Consider the following 22676-nt stretch of genomic DNA (forward strand, 5'->3'; position numbering starts at 1 on the left):
CCCTAAGCGTAGCTATGCCGCAGGCTTTACGACTACGCCCAACTCTTGAAGAGGCTGCGCCCTAAGCGTAGCTATGCCGCAGGCTTTACGACTACGCCCAACTCTTGAAGAGGCTGCGCCCTAAGCGTAGCTATGCCGCAGGCTTTACGACTACCAAGAGGACAAGCTCAGTACAAGTGCCCGATGACCAATGCCCAGCCCAAACCCTTGATTTTTTCTTACTGATGTAGTATTTGCTATGAGAATTGTAAAGCTGACTTTTTCTTGACTTGACGAGTCAGAACTGAAGTAGCACCCACAAAACCAATTACAAAAACTCCTAATACAGAAGAAGACTCAGGAACTGCTTTAATAACTACATTACCGGTGATACTCTTATAGCCAGTGGCGACTGTGTGGTTATCTGATTCAAAACCACTTGCGCCAATATTGGTGAATTGAATCTGATCAAAAGTTCCGCCAACATCGTAGAAGTTGATGAAAGCATAGGGTTCTCCAGTATTTTGATTTGGCGAATTAGGATTACCGTAATAGCTGGCTTTATTTGGTAGCTTTGCGATATAATTAACCACATCAGCAGTGGTCACACTTTGTACAACCTGACCTTGTGAAAGAAATGTAAGTTTGTTATTAGCATCTCCCGCAGACCACCAAAGTCCAAAGTAACTTTGTGCGGTTGTTAAATTTAAGGTAGAAACCGTTTGCTTACCACCCGATCTGCTCGTATCTACATCAAAATATTTACCTGTTCCACCAGCACCACCATATTGGTCCTTATCCACAATCAGAGTATTCGTATAACTACCAACATTTGTTGTTCCATCAGCCCATGTAAAGCCTGTTGCACTGTAACCTGTTGTTAGTGTTGAAGCATCAAAATTTTGTACACGAGCATTAACAAGATTTGAGTAATTTGCAGTTTGTAAGGTTGGGTCTTCTATTGATACTGCAAAAGACGCAGCCATTACAGGGCGGGTAAAAGTAGCTAAAGACAAAACAACACCAGAAGCGATCGCAGACTTAATTAAAAGACTTTTCATTTGACAAATCCTTCTCGTTTTTAAAATTTTTCATGTTCATGCCTTATTGTGCGATGTGCTTATAAATTCCAACATCAGAGAGATTACTACTTTTTTTTATTTGATTTTACTTAGATCACAATGTAAGTTATTGGACTATATTTAGAGATAATCACTGATATTATGTTCTGTGATGTTTATTGTTTTATATAGAAAGCGCGAAGTTATCAGTAGTGAATTGTAAACAAGCTTTATTTATAAAAATTGCCACCTTGTGATTTGCAGGCAGTTCATATTGTTAGGGTTCTAGGTTAAGAAAGCATGAGGCATTGTGCTATGCCAATTTCTTGAATTTTTTGACATGGGTAGTAATATGAATTAAACTACCTCTTGCAACAAAAGAGTCTTGATCAATGCATCCAACTAAAGAAGCTGTCCCTACTCGTGTTATCGGTTTAATTAGTGGCACATCTGTAGATGGCATAGATGCTGCATTGGTAGAGATTTCTGGTACAGAATTGGATCTCAAAATTGAGTTGCTAGCTGGGGCAACATATCCCTATCCAGCCGAACTCAAAGAAAGAATATTGGCAGTTGGTGCAGGTGTTGCCATCTCAATGGCAGAATTGGCAGAAATAGATGATGCGATCGCTCAAGTCTTTGCCCAAGCCGCCCAAAATATTCAAATTGGTCATCAGCCAGCCACTCTCATTGGCTCCCACGGTCAAACAGTTTATCATCGACCACCTGCGGATCGGGAAATGGGAAACAAAACCACTCCCTACTCCCTACTAGGTTACAGTCTCCAACTAGGGCGCGGTGCATTAATTGCCTATCTTACAAGCATTACAACTGTAAGCAACTTCCGCGTTGCTGATATTGCTATTGGTGGTCATGGTGCGCCTCTCGTGCCTAGAGTAGATGCCTATTTACTCAGTCATGCTGAAGAAGGGCGTTGTATTCAAAACATTGGTGGTATTGGTAATGTTGCCTATATTCCGCTTCGGCATGGCGACTGGCTCTCAAAGATTCGTGCTTGGGATACTGGCCCAGGAAATAGTCTGTTGGATCTAGCGGTCGAGCATTTAAGCGCTGGTGCTAAAAGTTACGATGAAGATGGAAATTGGGCAGCGAGTGGTACTCCTTGTCATCCATTGGTAGAACAATGGCTCAACCAAGACTATTTTCATCTGCCGCCGCCTAAATCCACTGGTCGAGAGTTATTTGGTGTGGATTACCTGCATCAGTGTTTAGAAGATGCCCAAGCATACCAACTCAACGCCGCCGACTTACTGGCAACTCTCACGGAACTTACAGCTGCTTCAATTGTTCATAGTTACCGCACTTTTTTGCCGGAAATGCCACAAAGAGTACTATTATGTGGTGGTGGTAGTCGCAATCTCTATTTGAAACGTCGATTAGAGTTGTTGTTGCCATCAATACCAGTCTTGACTACAGATGAAGTTGGTTTGAGTGCAGATTTTAAAGAAGCGATCGCCTTTGCAGTTTTAGCCTACTGGCGACTTTTGGGTATTCCTGGCAACCTACCTACTGCGACTGGGGCACCTCAAGAAGTGCTTTTGGGAGAAATTTACTAAAATCAGTACTCAGTGCTAAGACAGGAACAATGAATCAATTCAAAATTCAAAATTCAAAATTCAAAATTAAATACAGCCACGCCACTTGCGGGTGGGGTATCTAAGAGCCTTGTGAGACAAGAATTCTTCCGCGCCACTTGCGGGCGTTAGCGTAGCGCGACGAAGTCCGGTTTTAAACCTATCTTTTTTAATAAACAAGTTGAAGAAGAATTCAGGAGCAAAGCCGGAGATGTTTCCGTTGCTTTGGTCAGAATCAAGATGCTCGTTCATCCCTAACGCTGTGCTATCCGCTTTTTTGGACAGAATACCAACTGAATTCTGAAGACTGACTCCTGAATTCTGCTTGATAAAAAATTTCCTCATTCAGCATGGGCTAAACGCCCCGCTATCGCTAACGTAACTTAGCACTGCTATAACTGTAATTTAAACTCCAGTCGATCAAGACAGGGAATTATAGAAGGTGGCTCATACTTTTTTATTGGAACCAGGACGCTGGACAATGCAAGGAAATTGGCTAGAACGTAATGGTATGCTAATCAGTGTCAAGGGTATGACCTTGGTAGCTTGGAATCGAGATAACTGGTTCACTATGGCTACAAAACTGATCTTTCCTGGTAGCGATCGCTCAGAAATCTCTCTGCAATACAAGGGGCGGCTGCATGAGGGAGAGCGTCAGTATACTTTTTTACTCCAGCATAATATTTTGGGACAGGTTGAAGGTGAAGGTTGGATTGGTTTAGATACTATTGTGCAGCATTATTGGGTAATAGGCGATCGGCAGCGTCGTAGTGGCTTTGAAACCCTGCACCGAATTTCGGAAGATAGATATTACCTCAGTAGTGGCATCTTGGCTGGTCATTTTTTAACTAACACAATGGAAGCTAGCCTAGAGCGTCAGTCAACCTAAAGGTAGTGCTGCTTGCTGTCCGTCTAGGCTAGAAGCTTGCCGCTCAAACAATGCCGATGCACTGCTTCTGCTTCTTCAATGCCCAATGTCTTATGCCTGATCTTAAGGAGTCATCGTTTATTCTCACTGACCTACTGAGTTGTATACTAAATAAGAAATTATCAAATTATCGTTAGACTTTTAGTGTTTTTACCGAACCGTGTAGTCTGGAGTCCAGTTTCATGAATCCGAAAGTCTCTGTAATTATCCCTGCTTACAATACTGAAGCTTATCTTGCGAAGGCAATAGAGTCAGTCTTAGAGCAAACGCTCACAGATATTGAAGTTATCATAGTCGATGATGCTTCAAGTGATAAAACTGTAGAAGTCGCTAAAAGTTTTACTGACCCACGTCTCAAAGTAATAGTTAATCAACAAAATCTTGGGGCTGCTGCTGCGCGTAATCGTGCCCTTAGAGCGGCCCAAGGAGAATGGATTGCTGTGCTTGATTCAGATGATTGGTATGCTCCTGAAAGATTGTCCAAGCTTGTGTCACTGGCAAACGAAAAAAATGCAGACATGATTGCTGACGATCTTTATTTAATCAATGATGGCGAAACATCTCCTTGGAGCACATTAATTCAAGAAAGTGAAGAACGTATAGATAAAATTTTACAAATTGATATCGTTTATTTTGTAGAAACTGATGTCTATGGACAACCAGGGTTGCATCTTGGTATAAGCAAGCCTTTATTCAAACGAGAATTTATGGTTAAGCATGGCATCGAGTACGATGATGCCATCAGGATGGGTCAAGATTTTTGGATTGATATGAAATGCTTAATCAAAGGAGCTCGCTTTTTCCTTGAGCCAAAACCTTATTATTTCTACCGCTCACGCCCCGGGTCTCTTGTACATAAAAGCCAATTGTCACGTCTAAATCAATATTTGAATGCTAGTAATTCTTTCATGCAACAAGAAGTTGTGAAAAAAAATCCAGCTTTAATGCGCGCTATGTCTCATAATAATTCAATCTATAAAAAAAATCTAGCTTACCTTCAAGTTGTAGAGCCTCTTAAGGAAGGTAAATGGTTAAAAGCATTGACAGAAATGGGTAAAAATCCGTACTTTTTTTATAATTTTATTTTACGATTGAACAATATTATCGAACGCCGAATTCAATACTATGTAATGGGTAATAAATCAGTTTTTGGCATTTCTTATAACATACAGAGAGAACGAAAAACTATCAATTAGTATAATCATATTTTTCTGAATAAATTATCCATCCTTATGTAGTCAGAATTAGCCTTAAGGTCAAAATTATGGTAAGACAATAAGTATCTTTAATTATCTCTACTTACAAAACAAACGCAGAGGACAGCCTTAGTGGAGGTAGGAGGAAAGTACTAAATTAAGCAAAACTAAACTTTAGTTGTAGACCATTGCTCAGTACAAAAAGGGACTTCCAACAAATAAATTGTCCAATATTGTGGGTTAGGCAGCTTACCTGCCTTAGACTATTGGCGGCCGAGACGCCCACCCCACAATAAATTGTTGAGTATTTTTTATTTAGAAGTCCCTAACGCTCTCCTAAGAAACAAGGCAGGAGGCAGAAGGCAGAAGGGAAGAGGATTTGACTTGTTTCTTCCATCGATAATGGAAACGAGCGCGTCCGTAAACAGCTTCCATCACTCTAAGCAGAGGAAAATAAGAAATCCTCAGAAGATAAGGTGTCTAGAATAGCGCCTTGCATTCGATTCATCATCGGTCAGCCAATGGTTCAATTGGGAATGCAGATTTGAACGCAAGCGTCAATATTTTGCAAAAAGTAGCCAACTTTTCTTCGCTTAGACTTAGGCTTACTGGGTAGACGTTGTTTGACGAACCTAGCGAGAGTTAGACTTTGGATTCTTCAGAATTCTCCTGTGTCTGTAAAATATCAGTGTCTTTAAAACTTGAGAGTGTCAATACTCAGTTCTTAGAACTCTGTACTGAGTGTGGTGCTACCTAATTAAATGTTTTGGCAGATCCTAGAGTTATCTATTTAGTCAAAATTGGGCAAACTAAAATTACACCACAATGAAAGTGCAAAATGGTACAAAGTGTCATTATAAATCTACCCTTTCTGCTTGTTTGATCTGACATGTTGCACTAGTTGTAATAACCGCGTCAGTTGCAAACGGCTAGATCATGCTTTCAATCTTCTAAAAGAGGACTGAAAAAAAGCTAGTACCACAAGGGGGAAGTCAAAAGTCAAAAGTAATATGGAATAAACTCTTTAGAGATTTTAAATGGCTGCTCTATTTTCACCGTGGCGTACTAGTACAGCAGCCTGTAAATAGACCAACGATTGGAAATCGCCAAAAAGGCTAGTATATAAGCTTTTTACCTTTTGGCTTCCATTTTTCCCTTGCGGTACGAGCCTAGAAAATCATTTTTGGGCGCAATAGTTCAAATATCAGTTTGAATGCACTCTTGTTCCTAAACACTTACAACCTGCTTTTGGATTCAAATTCTCTATGTCAGACCCCAACATTGGTCGCTTACTCAACAAACGCTACCAACTCCAAGAGTTAATCGGTACTGGAGCAATGGGTCGGGTTTATCGTGCTAAAGATACTTTGTTGGGAGGTGTACCTGTTGCGGTTAAGTTTCTGGCGCTATCAATCCAAAATGAAAAGATGCGATTGCAAGACCGATTTGAGCGAGAAGCAAAAACCTGTGCTTTACTAGGGCAAAAAAGCATTCACATTGTCCGAGTTATGGACTATGGCGTAGATGACAATAATACCCCGTTCTACGTCATGGAATACTTACAAGGACAAAGCTTAAACAATATTATTCGCAAGCAAGGACTGCCTTTACCAAGATTTGTGAGTATGACGCGTCAACTTAGCCTGGGGTTACAGTGCGCTCATGATGGCATCCCAGTTGAGGGCCATATTTGCCCAATTATCCACCGCGATATTAAGCCAAGCAATATGCTGGTGATTCAAGATCCCAGTTTCGGAGAATTGGTTAAGGTTCTAGATTTTGGTATTGCTAAATTATTACAGTCAGATGGCGATCATACAAAATTCTATTTGGGGACATTGGCTTATTCTTCTCCAGAACAGATGGAAGGTAAAGAATTAGACAATCGTTCTGATATTTATAGTTTGGGCGTCATGATGTTTGAGATGCTTACAGGTAAAATGCCACTGGTGCCACCAACTCACTCTTTTGGAGCATGGTATAAAATACATCACTATCAAAAACCACGTTCTTTTGCTGAGGTTGCGCCCAAATTAGAATTACCAAAAGAAATCGAAAATTTGGTGATGAGTTGTCTAGCTAAAGTACCACGCGATCGCCCCCAAAGTATCACTGAAATCCTCAAAGTTTTAGCATCTCTAGAAAAGCCTGAGCATTCACGCAAAATTAAGCAAGACAGTCAGGCGCTAGTTCCTGCTACTAAAGTAAGCAATGAGCTTGAACAAAAAACAAAAGGCGATTTGCGGGTATCCTGGTCAAACGATGAAATCGCTCGTGGCATTTCCTGGCCTAACAATAAACCAGTTGCCGATATTGTGTTTCCCCAGCCCATTCATACCAATGGGGAGGTTTTACCAGCTTTGTGGGTGATGCTACCGCAAAAGGAAATTCAAAAGCGTTTACTCTGTACCCGCTATAACCAATTTCTCTTCATCTCTGTTCCCCATCCCATGCTGCTATGGATTACTGTTATCTACAACCGCAAACATGGCCCTAAATGGTTACCTTACTACCTTGATCTCAAAACTAGTCTTGGTCAAGAAATTGCCCGCTTATTACAGCACACAGGTTACTACCGCCTGTTGTTCTTTGCACGAGAAACACCAAATCGCTGTACCCATATCTTACTTTCTAGCGTCGCTTCTGCCCAGCGCCAACGACTGCAAGAGTGGCTCGCAATGAGCAACACATTGATCTCCTCTGCCGACCCGCAAATTAGTAAAAACTTACTCAAAAGTGAGTATGAAAAGATTAAGCCTCAAATTCTCGCAAAACTGGAAAGTATTGATACAGATTCTCCATACGATCTTTCCAACTAAGAATAATTTCTTTATGTTACATATAATATATGTAACAAACGGGTGATTTCTTGAATAATGTAAACTTTTATAAACAAAATATCTATAAAGATGTAAGTTCTAGTTATATGTATAGAGAGTGAAAAAACTAGCTGTCAAAATCACGGCTATTTAAATTTTCTTTGAGTCTTCCTGTGTATATATTCACGGAGATTGCAAGTTTACGCAGTTTAATCCCACACTAGACGAACCAAGAAAAAGTCTTGCCAAAGCAAACAGTGGATTTTTAGTACAAATTTAAAGTAAATCTAGACTTTAGCAGGCAGAGGTGTCGTCGAAAAATTTACTATTTGTTAGTCTTTTGAGTTTGATTGTTGTCCAACCTTTGTAAAATTGGTTATCGAAGTTGACGCCCCGACATCCCCAGCTCTTTTCCTCCTTGGAACCAAGCAAGAGAAGGAGGTCGCCCACTGCGACAGTAGAACGACTCTATGCCATAGTGGAACCTGAATCTAAGCCCCACTGGTGCTTAAGAAGCTCTTGATAAGTTGCCTCGCGTACTACCATTTGCTCATAGAGCTTTACCAAAAAGTCTTTAGCTTGATCGTGGCTCATATTTTGCACTTGAGTAGCAAATGAGCAAATGCTAAATTGCTGTTCCAAGGATAGTTTCATTGGTTGGTTCATAATTAACTCCGAAAAAACAACGAGTAAAGGTGATATCGCTTACAGAAGTCCAAATTGGATAGTAATTGGACTGATATCTGTCCAACATTTGCTCCTCCGTATTAAGAAAGATAACAAGTGTTTGACAAACTGCCCACATCCGAAGTATGGACTTTTTCTGTTCTAATATCTTGCACCTAATCCTAGTGATATACTACCCAAGTCAGCCGAGCCATATTCCGGAAAATATTGTCTGTTTTGTCTTGGATAGATATAATTACCTCTTGACTCCTTTTTGCTTTGCATAACTCTCCTTTAAAGAGATGAGCAAATTTTGTCATGAATCCTACATAGTTTCCCTGTTTGAGAAAAACTAAAATGTTGTCTCCTCCAATATGGAGGAAGCCTGGGAGGGTTGAGACTTTCAGGAGGTTGGAGAATGGATGGTAATAAGCGTGAATTATAGTCGCATTATCTTATTACGTGCAAGATGTAAATCTACCAATTAATGCAAATTTAGCCTCTTTTAGGCAACTTTGGAGGCTAAAAATATTTGTATCAAATTGTAAAAAGTAAAAATGCTCGTGCTGAACAAATTGCTGAGTATATCTACCAGATTTGTCATTTGTCCTTTGTCATTTGTTTAAAGTTACTAAGCATCGACTAATGACTAATGACTATTTTCTTCAAGTGATACGATAACAACTGTGATGTTATCATGCCCTCCGTGGTCTTTGGCAGCCTCAACTAAAGAGATGGCGGCTTTATCAAGCCAAGGACTGTCTTGGAGGCAGCGAGCAATCTTCTGTTCGACAAGTTCTTCTGTTAGACCATCACTACATAACAACAAGCGATCGCCAGCTTTGACATTTAGTGGTTGCACATCAATTTGATCCAAGTCTTCACGCCCCAAACAGCGCGATAATACATGACGAAACGGATGTAATCGTGCTTCATCTAAGGTGATGTCACCGATTTTGATTGCCCGTGCTACCCAAGTGTGGTCTTGTGTTACTTGTTTTAATTGCGATTCTCGGAAGCGATACAGCCGGGAATCGCCAACATGAGCGCACCAGGGTGTCTCTGGGGCGCGAAAAATAACTGCTACAACCGTTGTACCCATGTCGGCGCGTTCGGGATGATTTTGCTGATCGTGCAAAATCGCTTCATTAGCACCCCACAAAGCTTGCTCTAGTAATTCTTGGGAAGATTTTGAAGAATCCCAATTTGCGGCCAAATAGGCTTGAATTTCTCCAGTGGCAATGCGGCTTGCTTCCTCACCTCCGGCATGACCACCCATGCCATCGGCTACAATGAAAAACCGCCCTTCTGGGTCGATATAGTAAGCATCCTGATTATTAGAACGAATAAGTCCCGGATCGCTAAAACCCGTGAAATTAAGTTTCATAAATTAATTTTGCAACAATTAATACATACGATCGTTACGGTCAAGGCGTAAAAGTAGTCTGATTAGGATCACTGAAAGCACTGCTGCAATTAAACCAGGCGCTAGTGCCCACCATACATAATTGGTAACCACTAAGATCGTAGCTGAAAGTGTGAAACCACTGATTAACAGAGCATAGCTTATTGAGAGCTGAATACTGCTCTGTCGGCGCAATAGGCGTTCAGTTTCGATAGACCGAACGCGCAGGCGCATGTCTCCCCGTTCTAGCTTCTCTAGGGTATCCTCTAATCTACGTGGTAGACCAAGTGCGGTACTACTTACCTGAGCTGCTTGACGACTTAATTCGTTAATAAAGCTATTCCCCTCAGAACCATTCATATCGGTCATAAGCTGCATTGCATAGGGTTTGGCAACTTCCATAAAGTTAAACTCTGGATCTAAACCTTTGCCTACCCCTTCTAAAGTAGAAAAGGCTCGCATCACAAAAGTGAAGGTTGCTGGAAATCTAAATGGCTGATTATAAGCTATTTCGTAAAGGTCGTCACTAATTGCTGCCACCGATTGGTTTTCAAAAGGCTTATCCATGAAATGATCCAGCATATACTGGACGGAACGCCGGACTGGACCCATGTCATCGGTTGGGGCGATCGCGCCTAAATCGATCAGAGATTGAACAACGCGATCACCATCTTTTTGAGCAATGCCGAACAGTGTTTCCATTAGTCCTTCACGGACGTTGGACTTAATCCGCCCCATCATGCCGAAATCGTAGAATATCAAAGCACCACTTGCACTAATGGCAATATTACCTGGGTGAGGATCGGCGTGGAAAAAGCCACTATTGAGCAATTGTAGTAAGTATGCTTGAGCGCCTTGACGGGCGATCGCTTTTCGATCTAAACCTGCTGCTTCTAAAGCTTCGTATTGGCTAATTTTAATTCCAGGGAGATATTCTAAAGTCAACACTCTGGACGAGGCGTAACGCCAGTATACTTTTGGGACGTTTACCCAATCGTAGCCGCGAAAGTTGCGGCGAAAAGTATCAGCATTACGACCTTCGTTGAGATAATCAATTTCTTCCCAAAGAATACGACAACATTCTTCATAAATACCTAGCCAATCTCGTCCCCGTCCCCATTTGGGATGGTTTTGAAAATAGCGGGTAATTCCCTTAAGAATTTGTAAATCTATTTCAAATAACTTCTTTAGTCCAGGACGTTGCACTTTGACGACAACCGATTCGCCACTATGTAGCACAGCTTTGTGTACTTGCCCCAAGCTAGCAGCAGCTAAAGGAATCGGTTCAAAATTATGGAATAGTTCAGGAATTTTTTTGCCTAGTTCTTTCTCAATGGTTGCTTCTACTTGCTCATAGCTAAATGCCGGTACTTTGTCTTGTAACTTGGCTAGTTCTTCTACATATTCGCCAGGGAATATATCAGCACGGGTAGAAAACAATTGCCCTACTTTGATGAAAGTTGGCCCTAAATCCAGCAGGGTATTGCGAATCCACACCGCTTGGGTTTTGCGTCTTGTGGCTTGCTTTGCCTCAGTCACACCACCCGGATAACTCCAAGATTTGTTGTATAGCCAAAGTTTAAACAATATGGTCAAGACAAAAGACCAAATGTCCACAAAACGCCGTCTGCTTGAGTATTTTTCCCGATTCCAACGGTATGCTTTATCTGAATAACCTTGTTCCATATACTTTGTTTACCGTTGGTTTGCAACCGAATCTCTTGAAAAAAAAAGACACTCTGATTCCTAAACTGTTTTTTCTTAAGTGTCCTTTGTCATTTGTACAAAACTTTTGACGAATACTTTGACTACGCCCTTCGGCTACGCCCCTCAGCTTTGCTCGGGCTGAACTTAGGACAAGCTCAGTACAAGTGACTAATGACAAATGACTAATGACTAAAGAAATTTATGCAGAAGTTCTACGATAATGTTGCAATTCTGTTCGTAACAGGGCAATTTCTGCTCGTAATTCATCAATATCTGCTTGTAAGTCACCTGATTCAGAACTGGCTTGCCCACCACCTGTACTAGCTTGACGACCAGTAGCGGCTTCTGCTGCCCGATTTGCCCGCTCTATAACTTCGTCTGTAAACTGGCGTAGCTGCTCTCTAGCTTCCGCATCAAATTTGCCCAGATCGCTCAAAGCATCGGTCAAGGCGACCTCTAAACGCTCATTAACTACTTCAGCTACTGCTCTGCCTACGAAAAAGGCTTGCACGAGGGGGTTACTCATAAATTTTTGTTACGTTGATCCGCAAGAGAATTATAACTTGCCTGTATGCTTTACGGCTTCTGCTGAAGAGTTAGAGATTTATGTGACGCGATGTGCAACTTCAGCCCTGGCGATCGCTTTTTCTATGTCCCTATGTCCATTTTTCCTTACAAATAGTTAAATAACTATTGTAAAAAATATTGATTAGTTAATGTCTCCCTGATAGCTTAAGTGTATTTTTGTATTACAAAAACAAGACCGAACGACTGGAAGTCGCGGCTACACAAACTCTCGTTTGCCTGCGCGAACTAAATCTTCTAGCTTGGATCAGCAGGCTTTGTACCCTACGGGAAGCAAGCTATGGATAGCCGGGATTTTAATCGTCTGCTGCAAGATGTGAACATACCATATCCGTGTCTTATATGGGTTATTCCGTACTAAAGAAAGGACTAGGACTGTCTGTGAGTATTGCTATGGGTTTGGTTGTGGGTTTGGTTGTAGGTGGGGTTGTGGGTTTGGTTGTGGGTTGGGCTAGGGATTGGGTTATAAATTTGGCTGAAGACTCATTTACAACCGTACTAATACTACTAACATTAGGATTTGGAGCTAGTGTAGGATCTGGGATAATAGCGGGCTTTTTAAATCCATTTATTTTGTTAGCACTACAGGAACCAGTTTACCCGCACTTTCCATACTGCTTTATTCACCTCTAAAAACACGTAAGTTAATTACTAAATATTGCCAGTCTCAAGAATCTTTAATCAAGCCGTAATGAAACAGATTCCCACTTCATTTAATAATCGGGGATCTTGTCTTGTTTATGAGGAAGATAAAATTGCACTCTCTTTTTTTCTACCTAACTTAAGAATGCGATCGCCTTTTTTGGAAAGCGTTAATATAGTGCGGTAAGCGATAGCTATGCCGTCAGGCTTATCACTAACTATAAGACTGCTAAAATAAATCCATAACTACTTGATGCCGTATCCATTCTATGACCATAGCTCAAGAATTAGAATCTCAACAAGGCACCTGCGAAGATATTATATTTCCCCCTGGTGATTTATTTAGTGATGAACCTCCCTTGGAAACAGAACTGCATCTACGACAAATAATCCTACTTTTAACATCTCTGGAATGGTTGTGGCGAGATAGAAATGATTTCTATGCGGCGGGAAATCTGACTATCTACTATAGTCCACACCAACGCAAATCAGAATATTTCCGAGGGCCAGACTTTTTTGTAGTGCTAGGAACTGAACGTAAAACCCGTAAAAGTTGGGTAGTGTGGGAAGAAGATGGCAAATATCCAAATGTAATTTTAGAAATTTTGTCTGACTCAACAGCTAATACTGATAAAAGTTTAAAAAAAGAAATTTATCAAGATACTTTCCGCACGTTGGATTATTTTTGGTTCGACCCTTACACACAAGAATTTGCGGGATTTCATTTAGTAGATGGAGAATATCAACCTCTAGAATCAAGTGAGCAAGGATATTTGTGGAGTCAGCAACTAGGATTATATTTGGGAGTTTCTCAGGGATTATTGCGGTTTTTTACACGAGATGGTCAACTAGTACCAACACCTGAAGAAACCGCAGAACAGGCAGAACAGAAGGCAGAACGTTTGGCAACAAAACTGCGCGAGCTAAATATCGATCCAGATACAATTTAGATTACTTTAATCGCTTACAAGATTCTGTGCGAGCGCTTCACTATTTCATTTAGGATAGTGTTGTGCTAAAAACTCCTCAGCTTCAGCCTTATCTTTAATCACTTCATCCAAGGTAGCAGCAACTACATCATCTAATATTTGCCGATACTGCGGCCCTGGTGTGTAACCAAGTTTTTTTAAATCATTGCCATTCAATAGTGGCTGCACATTAGCCAAAACAGTTAAATATTCCCAAATCTGATGTCTAAGCGATCGCAGACTTGGCAAAGCAATTAAAATCAGCATTGGTAAGTCGTACTGTCGCAGCAACTGCACTACTTGACTGGGACTTTGACACTTAGGCAAAGATTCCATCACCTCAGTTTGAGCAGAAGCCAAGTTTTGCAAGCGTTTAATGCTATCCTCTTGCAGTTGCAGATTCTTTGCTACTTTCGCCCGATATTGTGGTGTTAGATGGGCGATTAATGCTTCTAAGCGCATTTCCCAATGAATGAGGGTTGGTTGCGGGTCAAATCGCCGCAAACAGCGTTCTAGCAAACGTAATTGTCGCAGGAGTTCTGCGTCTAGCTTCAGGGTAGGATGGACACATTGCAATGCCCCTAAATTATCGAGTAACTCTAAAGCCGATTTCCAGTAGGGCGCTTCTAGGATGTGTTTTAATTCTGTTTTCAGTCTAGTTTGCAGGGCTGGAGTTTTGCTATTCTCTTGAGCAGTGCGATCGTAAACACCACTGTTGATGGCATAGCGGATAAACTCTTCTGTTTGCGGTTCTATCTGAAATCCAAAGCGCACAGCAAAGCGCACGCCACGATAAATCCGGGTGGGGTCTTCGATAAAGCTGTTGGGGTGTAAAACCCGAATTTGCTTGGCTTGTAAATCGATTAATCCGCCAAAGAAATCGAGTAATTCACCAGCACGGGGAGTAGTAAGGCGCAATGCAAGAGCATTGATCGTAAAATCTCGACGATACAAGTCTTGACGAATAGAACTCGCCTCAACTTCTGGATTTGCTGCTGGATAAGGATAAAATTCTGTTCTAGCAGTGGCAATATCTACCCATAAAGAATCTAATTCTGGGTCTTTGTGCCACAGCAAAGCCGCAGTTTGAAAAGCACCGTGGATTTCTAAACGAGCCGCAGGGTAAAGTTGTTGGAGTGCTTTTGCTAGTTCTACACCAGCACCTACATCTGCTGATTTGTGAAAGCCATCAACCACAAGATCAATATCTTTAATCATCAAAGTGCCTGATGCTGCATCATTTAACAGTAAATCCCGCACCGCACCCCCGACAATATAAAGATGCCAACCTCGTTTTTCTGCCTCTTGCGAGGCTGTAGTCAGTAATTCCCACAATTGCAGTGTAAGGCAATTTTGCAACTCAGTGCTGAGAGGAATTTTGAATTTTGTTAGCGCCGTGTTAGCGAGTCTGAAAGCGTCATTTTGAATTTTGAATTTTTGTCCCTCTTCGTCTTCATGCTTTGCTTGATGTAATTCTCGTAAGACATCAGTACGAGTGACCAGACCAACTAACTGTTCATTCTCCAATACTGGTAAGCGCCCGATATCATAAGTTACCATCAGCGACTCAATTTGTGGCAGTGTCGTATCTGGTGTGATCGTTTTAAGATTTGTGGTCATATAGCCTTTGACTGGCGCGTGACTAAATCCGTGGTGCAGCGCAACATCAAGATCCCGGCGCGAAATAATACCTACTAGTTGCCCTTGAGGATCGACTACAGATAAACCAGAGTGTCCATAGCGTAATAAAATGCGCTGGGCTTCGGCAATTGTGGTTTCAGGCAGAATTGTGCGAACAGGAGAGGACATCAAGTCCCTAGCGGTGAGAGGATGGGGAATTTGCGCTTTTACCCCGTCAAGGAGTTGTTTTAATATTGCCTGTGAATCAACTCCTCTTAGGTTTAGGGATGCGGCTTGTGAATGACCGCCGCCACCTAGAATTTGAAATAATACATTAAGATTTGTTTTGGGAATTTGCGATCGCCCAATTACAGTTAAGCGTGAATCCTCTTCACCCAAAGGATACTCATTAGCCAAGAGTAGGGCATCAATTTCGGTTAATTCCACGAGTTCCGATGCCAAACTCGATAATCCAGGCACAAAATTTTTAGTTTTTAGAGTTACCCAAGCAACCGTATATCCGCGTAGACAGAGATATTCTAAATTTTCCAGCGATTCAGTTAATAACTGCTGCAATTGTACAGACAAACCAGGGTCACGGTAGGTGGAAATTACTGATAAACTAGCACCTTGTTGCATCAACCAAGCCAAAGCTAGCGCATCCCGTGGTGTGGACTGGTCATAAGTCAAAGAGCCAGTGTCAACATGGATACCCAAAGCCATCACAGTTGCTTCAGCAGGAGTCAGGGAAATTTCCTGTTGTTGCAATTGCTCCACAATTAAAGTTGTGGCTGCTCCTACTGAGGAAATATATGATTCCGTAGCCGGAATATCTGATTCTTGTCCTAAGTGATGGTCATAAATTATAATTTTTCCTAGATGGGGTAAATCTAACCACTGGGCAGCTTTACCCAAGCGATCGCGTTGTTGCGTATCCACCACAGTCAGAGAACGAATTTTTTCTGGATTCACCGAACGGCGTTCAATTAGCGGATATTCATCCCGATGCAATGTTAAAAAATCCCGTACAGTAGGGTGAGAACCGCCAGTTAGCACAATCTTACTTCCCGGTAGTAAGCGCGTTATTCCTACTGCTGCTCCTAGTGCGTCAAAATCTGCTGTTGTGTGGCAAAGAATTAAATCCATAATTAAGAGTCATTAGTCATTAGTACTTAGACAAAGGACAAATGACAAAAATGTTGCAATTTCTGCTAGCTTAAAAATAATAAGAAAGTGTCAGTGTCGCCCTTTAGGATATTCTATCCTTAGTATTTCGCTGTATTGGGAGAAGCAAAAATGACCATAATATTCCAATTTGCCTTGATAGGCTTAGTCCTATTGTCTTTCGTCCTGGTTGTTGGCGTCCCCGTTGCTTACGCCACTCCCCAAAATTGGGTTGAATCTAAAAAACTGCTCTGGGTTGGTTCCGCCGCCTGGATTGGTTTGGTATTTTTAGTTGGTTTGTTAAACTTTTTTGTCGTGTAAGCGACGGCTTCACTCTGGCGCAGGCACATAATATAAGAACTAGAGGGGCAGGAAAGCCAAGGTCAAATATCAAAGGAAAAAAGGAGAAATTTTTTCCGATTTTCTTTTTTCTGACCGTGCTTTCCTGCTCTTCTACATTTTAATAAGAAATGTATATTGGCTAGAAATATAGTTGATTAAGAGGCAGTCATGGCAGTTTTCGAGGGAACTTTTACCCAAACGGAGCCTTTGCGGTTTGCAGTGGTGATTGGTCGATTCAATGACCTAGTTACCGGAAAGCTGCTAGAGGGATGTCAAGATTGCTTGAAACGCCACGGTGTAGATCCTGACCCCCAAGGTAATCAGGTGGACTATGTTTGGGTTCCAGGAAGTTTTGAAGTACCTTTAGTCGCTCGCCAACTAGCACTTTCCCATCGTTATGATGCTGTAATTTGTCTAGGTGCAGTCATTCGCGGGCAAACACCCCATTTTGATTATGTATCTGCCGAAGTTTCTAAAGGCATTGCTGCTGCTAGCTTTCAAACTGGAGTGCCAGTAATTTTTGGCATTTTGACAGTAGACACTATGCAGCAAGCCTTAGAACGGGCAGGCATCAAAGGTAATCATGGCTGGGATTATGCCCTGAATGCCTTAGAAATGGCAAGCCTCATGCGGCAACTGCATTCTAATTTAGCAGAGCCATATTCTCGTAACAGCCAGTCTTTGCCAGCCTCGTTTCAAAATGCCAGCATCGGCAATTTAACGGCGGAGTCAGAAGAACTGGGCTAAATGAGTCATTAGTCATTTGTCCTTTGTTATTCACCAATGACTAATGTATAGACGCGATTAATCGCGTCTCTACTGACTAATGACAAATAACTAAATTTTGGGGTTGACAATTAGGAATAAATCTGAGATATTAATGTATGGTTAAAGATTGCGGGTATAGCTCAGTGGTAGAGCGTCACCTTGCCAAGGTGAATGTCGCGCGTTCGAATCGCGTTACCCGCTTCCAATTAAAACCTCTTGGAGTTAAAAACTGCAAGAGGTTTAATGTTTTTAGGGTGCATTGAAGTGTTTGGCGATTCGCACTACACTCTTGTAAATCGCTGCCAATGTGGATAAATCGAGCAAACAAATCGTTTATTACAGCGCGGTGTAAATCAAGCTACCATTTTCAAACTTGCAAAAGCCTTGATATAGAAAACTTTTGAATGCGTGACTTTTAACTTCTGCCTTACGGTACTACTGTCTCAATTTGAATATCGCCCACAATAAAGAAGAGTTTCCCACTTGCTAAGAAATATAAAACCCAGCTTTAGACTGGTGTAGATATACATTAGCTTGGCTACAATCTTTGTGTGTCATCACAATAAATGCCCAACCGCACCACATTACTTTTAAAGCGATAAATGAAAAGAAGGAAATTTTTACATAAGATTGCCAGCTATGGAAAAGATTACAAATAGAGAACCTCGTACTGATATGGCAATTAGGATATTTAGAGTCTGCTGCATCTACTGTTTGCAATGATGGTGATGTCTAAATCAGTGAATAGTGAACAGTTATCACGGTAACTCTCTCGGGTATTTGACACTTCGGCTACGCTCAGTGACCACCCCGACTGAAACACACCACTTGTCAGTTATGGGGGACTCTGACTCCCAATTTTTCACTGATAACTGATAACTGATAACTGTTTAATCAGAGAAGCCTGATCAGGCATTTACCAAGGGATCATATTCTCGCAGTTCGTGTAAAACACGCTCAAGTTACTAGAACGCTTGTGCAATCTCAAAAACCCGAAAAAATAGATTTCAATACCGAATATCCCTGTCCCTGTCGTCGCCGGGGTCAGTTAATTCCGATTACGTTGACAGAAGCATTTGGTTGCGATCGCTGTCAGCAAATCTTTGTAGTAGAAGATAATGGTCATGTCCTAGAACAGCTTTCTACCACCTATCCCTACAAGCGGGCTTGGCGTTGGATGGGAAATAGTTGGCATGTTGTCCATCCGCGCTTTGGAGAAAGCTATCTGCCTATAGCACTTGGCATTATTTTCGTGCTAGTGATTATATGGCTACCATTAGCACTGCGATTGGCAAATAGTTCCAGCATTGTTGTTTGGGCAATGGTGGCTGTGCTATTGGCTATTCTGCCAGCGCTAATGGTCTGGCTTACCTACAGACGTTAACTCAATGACTGTTGAAGTTTTGGATGATTACCCCGAACCAATTACTAGTGCCCAACGCGCCTACCATGCTTCCCTAAAGTTAGGGATTACAAAGGGAGCAGACCGGAGTCGTGCAGTACTGGCAATGGCACAAGCCCTTGAGCGCTCATTTGACGACATTCTAGAAGCCAATACCTTGGATTTAGAAGCCAGTCGGGAAATGGCAGTGTCTGAGTTAATCCTAGACTGGCTGAAACTGACTCCCACAAGGTTAGAGATGGCCGTGGACATTTTACAACGGTTGGGGGAATTATCAGATCCACTGCGGCGCGTCAGAACGGCTGATTATCAACTGGAAGATTCCCAGAGTTATACCCAGTTAATGCCCTTGGGAGTGATTGGATTTATTTATGAGGCGTTTCCAGATTTAGGAGCGATTGCAGCAGGTTTTTGTATCAAAACTGGTAATAGTATAATTCTCAAAGGTAGTACTGAAGCTAGCCATTCTAACGCGGTCATCGCTGAGGTACTGCAAAGTGCGATCGCTCAAGTTGGTCTAGCCCCTGGCTGTCTAGAATTGATCACAGCAGAACATGGTGCTTCGATTCGGGATTTAGTCACCCAAGACCAGTACGTGAATCTAGTGATTCCCTACGGACGTTCTAGTTTAGTGCAGCAGGTAGTCCGACAGTCAACTTGCCCAGTTTTAAAGTCAGCGATGGGTAACTGTTATCTCTACTGGTCGCTCAATAGTAGCTTAGAAATGGTGCGCTGGATGATTCTTAATAGCCATCAAAGTGAACCCGATCAGGTCAACGCCATTGAAAAGGTACTAATTCATCGTCAAGCCTTGCCATCATCTTTAGCAGTTTTATGGAATAGCTTGATAGAAAAAGGCTTTGAAATTAAAGGAGATGCAGAACTAGTACAAGCTTTTCCCCAATTGCAGCTGGTGAAGCAAGGCGAATGGGGAAACCCTTATTTAACCAGGACAGTAGCTTTTAAACTGGTGGATAGTTTAGAGGCTGCGATCGCCTGGATTAATGAATACAGTAGTGGTCATGCTGACTCCATCGTTACTGAATCCTATCAGGAAAGTCGGCAGTTTGCCTTGGGAGTTACCAGTGCCTCTACCTATATCAACACTTCCCCGCGTTTTTCCCGCAACCCCTCGCGGGGAGATTCAGTGTTTCTCGGTATGTCTAACCAAAAAGGTCATCGTCGGGGATTTATCAGCCTGGAAACCTTGACCACCGTTAAGCACATTGTTCAGGGAAATGGCAGATTTTAAATAATTCGTAATACTCGCCTCCGGCGAGAAGCAAGCTACGTAATGACGCTCCTGCGTCACTGTAAGCCTACCCCTGCTCTTAAGCAAGCTACGCGTAGCGTCTCTAAGAGTTGCTATACCGTTGGCAAAGCCTCTCGTTCGCGTTAGCGTCTCTGGAAGAGAAGAGAAGGCTTTACGCTGCGCTAACGTAATTCGTAATTAGAAGAAGGTTTGCCAAAAGTGCCAGTAGCGGCGGTTCTGTTTCTGTTAGGGTCTAAATGCCCCACAAAATTCTCCCAATGTCTAAACTTAACACAATCTTAATTTCTGCTTGATCCTGGGTTGATAAGTTTTTTATGTTTGGTTGAGCAGCTATTAGGAGACAAGTCAAATCCACATAATTAGTAATTACTAATTCATAATTCATAATTATTAGATGATTTACAATCTGCTGTTTCTATTAAATAAGAAGCAGCCATATTTTGTTTAGCGTCTAAATCCCTATACAAATCCCAATTACGAATTACGAATTACGTAGCTTGCTTCTCGCCGGAGACGAGTATTACAAATTATTTAAATCACTGTTTGTGCTTTTCACAACTGACCCTCCTGAATGCCAACCGTATTTACATCTAGGTAGGGGTGAATATGGAACTTATGGATGGTGCGCGTCTGCTAGCAAATCGGTGCAGACGGCGGAATTTTTTGCTGGGTGCAGGATTCTTAACGGGGTTAACAATAGCTAGCCAATGGCATCCGGTATTGGCTAACTCAAGGTTTTCTAGCTATCCGTTCAGTCTTGGTGTTGCATCTGGCGATCCTTTGCCGGATGGTATTGTTATCTGGACCCGACTGGCTCCTAATCCACTGTCTGGAGGTGGAATGCCACTGGTAAATGTTCCAGTGCGGTGGCAAGTTGCCCTTGATGAAAACATGAAACAGGTTGTGCGGCGAGGAACAGTACTAGCGACACCAGAGTTAGCCCACTCAGTCCACGTTGATGTGCGTGGGCTAAACCCTGACCGTTGGTACTGGTATCAATTTGAAGCGGGTAGGGAAGTTAGCCCCATTGGACGAACTCGCACAGCACCAGCATTTTATGGCTCTATCTCACAATTGAATTTTGCTTTTGTCTCCTGTCAAGACTGGCAAAATGGCTACTATACGGCTTATCGGCATTTGGCTGAGGAAAACCTCGACCTTGTAGTTCATCTGGGTGACTACATCTATGAATACGGCCCACAACCTGGTGGACCTCGCCAGCATAATAGTCCAGAAATTACCACTCTTGCCGACTACCGAGGTCGTTATGCCCTATACAGAACAGACCCGAATCTCCAAGCTGCCCATGCTGCTTTTCCCTGGATTGTCACTTGGGATGATCATGAAGTTGACAACAATTACGCCAACTTAATCCCCGAAGACAATCAAACCCAAGACGCTTTTAAGAAACGGCGAGCTAACGCATACCAAGCTTATTATGAACACATGCCTCTGCGTCGGTTTTCATTGCCCAATGGCCCAGACGCGCTACTTTATCGGCGGTTGACTTTTGGTAATTTAGCTGAGTTCAATGTCCTAGATACAAGGCAGTACCGCACTAACCAACCTTGTGATGACGGACTCAAGCCTCGCTGTTCCCAAGCTTTTGATCCAAATGCTACTATGACCGGCTCAGAGCAAGAGCAATGGTTACGAAAAGGGTTAGATCAGTCGCGATCGCGCTGGAATATAATTGCTCAACAGGTGATGTTTGCCGAGTACAATTTTAATAGCAGTTCAGGTTCTGGTGTGTTCAATATGGATCAGTGGGACGGCTACGTGGCTGCACGTAATCGGCTCTTGAATTTTCTAAACCAGCGCCAACCTTCTAATCCAGTGGTGATTAGCGGAGACATCCATTCTAGTTGGGTACACGACCTAAAGCTTGATTTTAGTAATCCAAACTCACCGACAGTAGGCACTGAGTTTGTCGGAACCTCAATTACCTCTGACTTTCCCACCGCTTTTATCGCTCCAGCTAAAGCTGCCCTACCTAATAATCCCCATACTAAGTTCTTTGACGGTGCTTACCGGGGATACGTGCGCTGCAAGCTTACTCCACAATGCTGGCAAAGTGACTACCGTGTTGTATCAAGCATCATTGACTTGAATGCCTCTGTCAAAACCCTAGCTTCCTTTGTAGTCCAAAACGGACAACCAGGAGCGCATTTAAGTTAAGGTAAGTTCGATAAAGCTTTCCCTGAGTTAAACTAAACAGGACTTAGGCATTGAAAACTTGAAACCTCGATCCCCCCTAACCCACGCCAGTCGCTCATGGGGGAAACCCCCAAGACCGCGCTGGCTTCCCTTAAAAAGGGGGGATCTTAAAAGCCCCTTTTTAAGGGGGTTGGGGGATCTCTTGTGCGTAAGTCCTAACTAAAGTTCAAGTCTTTCTTTCTCCGAGTCGGGGAGGGAAAGTTTTGCCTAGTAAAACTACGGAGAGGTCTTTATAGTATGAGATATGACTTTAACTATTAGAACATCCGAATTCAGATGCTGCGATCGCACATTCCTCTGATGTTCGGATATAGCAATTCTATCTGAGTTATTAAAACT

The 22676-nt window shown here is 42.3% G+C and carries 17 protein-coding genes and 1 tRNA gene; 12 read left to right on the forward strand and 6 right to left on the reverse strand.

Annotation, left to right across the window (positions count from 1 at the left end; translation table 11 throughout):
- Nucleotides 1–236: 236 nt before the first annotated feature.
- Nucleotides 237–1040, reverse strand: coding sequence for an Npun_F0296 family exosortase-dependent surface protein (locus V7L20_RS28685; RefSeq protein ID WP_334747336.1), 804 nt, complete (start codon nt 1038–1040; stop codon nt 237–239).
- Nucleotides 1041–1432: 392 nt separating this feature from the next.
- Between V7L20_RS28685 and V7L20_RS28690 the strand changes: the two genes are divergently transcribed.
- From V7L20_RS28690 to V7L20_RS28705, 4 genes are all read left to right on the forward strand, one after another.
- Nucleotides 1433–2617, forward strand: a complete 1185-nt coding sequence (locus tag V7L20_RS28690) for an anhydro-N-acetylmuramic acid kinase (RefSeq protein WP_334747337.1) — start codon at nt 1433–1435, stop codon at nt 2615–2617.
- Between the two features lie 460 nt (nt 2618–3077).
- On the forward strand, nt 3078–3524 hold the full coding sequence (locus tag V7L20_RS28695) for a hypothetical protein (protein WP_334747338.1): 447 nt from the start codon (nt 3078–3080) through the stop codon (nt 3522–3524).
- Nucleotides 3525–3745: 221 nt separating this feature from the next.
- On the forward strand, nt 3746–4759 hold the full coding sequence (locus V7L20_RS28700) for a glycosyltransferase family 2 protein (protein ID WP_334747339.1): 1014 nt from the start codon (nt 3746–3748) through the stop codon (nt 4757–4759).
- A 1265-nt stretch (nt 4760–6024) separates the two neighbouring features.
- Nucleotides 6025–7578 carry a serine/threonine-protein kinase gene (locus V7L20_RS28705; RefSeq protein WP_334747340.1) on the forward strand — a complete coding sequence of 518 codons (1554 nt, stop codon included), beginning with the start codon at nt 6025–6027 and terminating at the stop codon, nt 7576–7578.
- Nucleotides 7579–8046: 468 nt separating this feature from the next.
- Here V7L20_RS28705 and V7L20_RS28710 read toward each other — a convergent pair whose 3' ends face one another.
- From V7L20_RS28710 to V7L20_RS28725, 4 genes are all read right to left on the reverse strand, one after another.
- Nucleotides 8047–8244 (reverse strand): NblA/ycf18 family protein, encoded by a 198-nt coding sequence (locus V7L20_RS28710; protein ID WP_041565841.1) that lies wholly within the window; start codon nt 8242–8244, stop codon nt 8047–8049.
- 649 nt (nt 8245–8893) lie between these two features.
- Nucleotides 8894–9631 carry a Stp1/IreP family PP2C-type Ser/Thr phosphatase gene (locus V7L20_RS28715; RefSeq protein ID WP_334747341.1) on the reverse strand — a complete coding sequence of 246 codons (738 nt, stop codon included), beginning with the start codon at nt 9629–9631 and terminating at the stop codon, nt 8894–8896.
- Nucleotides 9632–9649: 18 nt separating this feature from the next.
- Nucleotides 9650–11335, reverse strand: a complete 1686-nt coding sequence (locus tag V7L20_RS28720) for an ABC1 kinase family protein (protein ID WP_334747342.1) — start codon at nt 11333–11335, stop codon at nt 9650–9652.
- A gap of 220 nt (nt 11336–11555) precedes the next feature.
- Nucleotides 11556–11882 (reverse strand): DUF6825 family protein, encoded by a 327-nt coding sequence (locus V7L20_RS28725; RefSeq protein WP_334747343.1) that lies wholly within the window; start codon nt 11880–11882, stop codon nt 11556–11558.
- Nucleotides 11883–12283: 401 nt separating this feature from the next.
- On the opposite strand from V7L20_RS28725, the gene V7L20_RS28730 reads away from it, so the two are divergent.
- Both V7L20_RS28730 and V7L20_RS28735 read left to right on the forward strand, forming a co-directional pair.
- Nucleotides 12284–12574, forward strand: a complete 291-nt coding sequence (locus V7L20_RS28730; protein ID WP_334747344.1) for a hypothetical protein — start codon at nt 12284–12286, stop codon at nt 12572–12574.
- 278 nt (nt 12575–12852) lie between these two features.
- A complete protein-coding gene (locus V7L20_RS28735; RefSeq protein WP_334747345.1) occupies nt 12853–13533 on the forward strand; it encodes a Uma2 family endonuclease in 681 nt (226 codons plus the stop codon).
- Between the two features lie 45 nt (nt 13534–13578).
- Here V7L20_RS28735 and V7L20_RS28740 read toward each other — a convergent pair whose 3' ends face one another.
- Nucleotides 13579–16317 (reverse strand): CBS domain-containing protein, encoded by a 2739-nt coding sequence (locus V7L20_RS28740; protein ID WP_334747346.1) that lies wholly within the window; start codon nt 16315–16317, stop codon nt 13579–13581.
- A 150-nt stretch (nt 16318–16467) separates the two neighbouring features.
- On the opposite strand from V7L20_RS28740, the gene psbZ reads away from it, so the two are divergent.
- The 6 genes from psbZ to V7L20_RS28770 all read left to right on the forward strand — a co-directional run bounded on the left by psbZ (nt 16468) and on the right by V7L20_RS28770 (nt 22298).
- On the forward strand, nt 16468–16656 hold the full coding sequence (gene psbZ / locus V7L20_RS28745; RefSeq protein ID WP_323198552.1) for a photosystem II reaction center protein PsbZ: 189 nt from the start codon (nt 16468–16470) through the stop codon (nt 16654–16656).
- Between the two features lie 189 nt (nt 16657–16845).
- Entirely contained in the window at nt 16846–17424 is a 579-nt protein-coding gene (gene ribH, locus V7L20_RS28750; protein WP_334747347.1) for a 6,7-dimethyl-8-ribityllumazine synthase, read from the forward strand.
- 150 nt (nt 17425–17574) lie between these two features.
- Nucleotides 17575–17646, forward strand: a tRNA-Gly gene (locus V7L20_RS28755).
- 775 nt (nt 17647–18421) lie between these two features.
- Complete coding sequence (locus V7L20_RS28760) at nt 18422–18829, forward strand: hypothetical protein (protein WP_334747348.1); 408 nt, start codon at nt 18422–18424, stop codon at nt 18827–18829.
- 4 nt (nt 18830–18833) lie between these two features.
- Complete coding sequence (locus V7L20_RS28765; RefSeq protein ID WP_334747349.1) at nt 18834–20099, forward strand: glutamate-5-semialdehyde dehydrogenase; 1266 nt, start codon at nt 18834–18836, stop codon at nt 20097–20099.
- 627 nt (nt 20100–20726) lie between these two features.
- On the forward strand, nt 20727–22298 hold the full coding sequence (locus V7L20_RS28770) for an alkaline phosphatase D family protein (RefSeq protein ID WP_334747350.1): 1572 nt from the start codon (nt 20727–20729) through the stop codon (nt 22296–22298).
- The last annotated feature ends 378 nt before the right edge of the window (nt 22299–22676 follow it).

It is taken from the genome of Nostoc sp. (assembly GCF_036916735.1).
Classification (GTDB): Bacteria; Cyanobacteriota; Cyanobacteriia; order Cyanobacteriales; family Nostocaceae; genus Nostoc.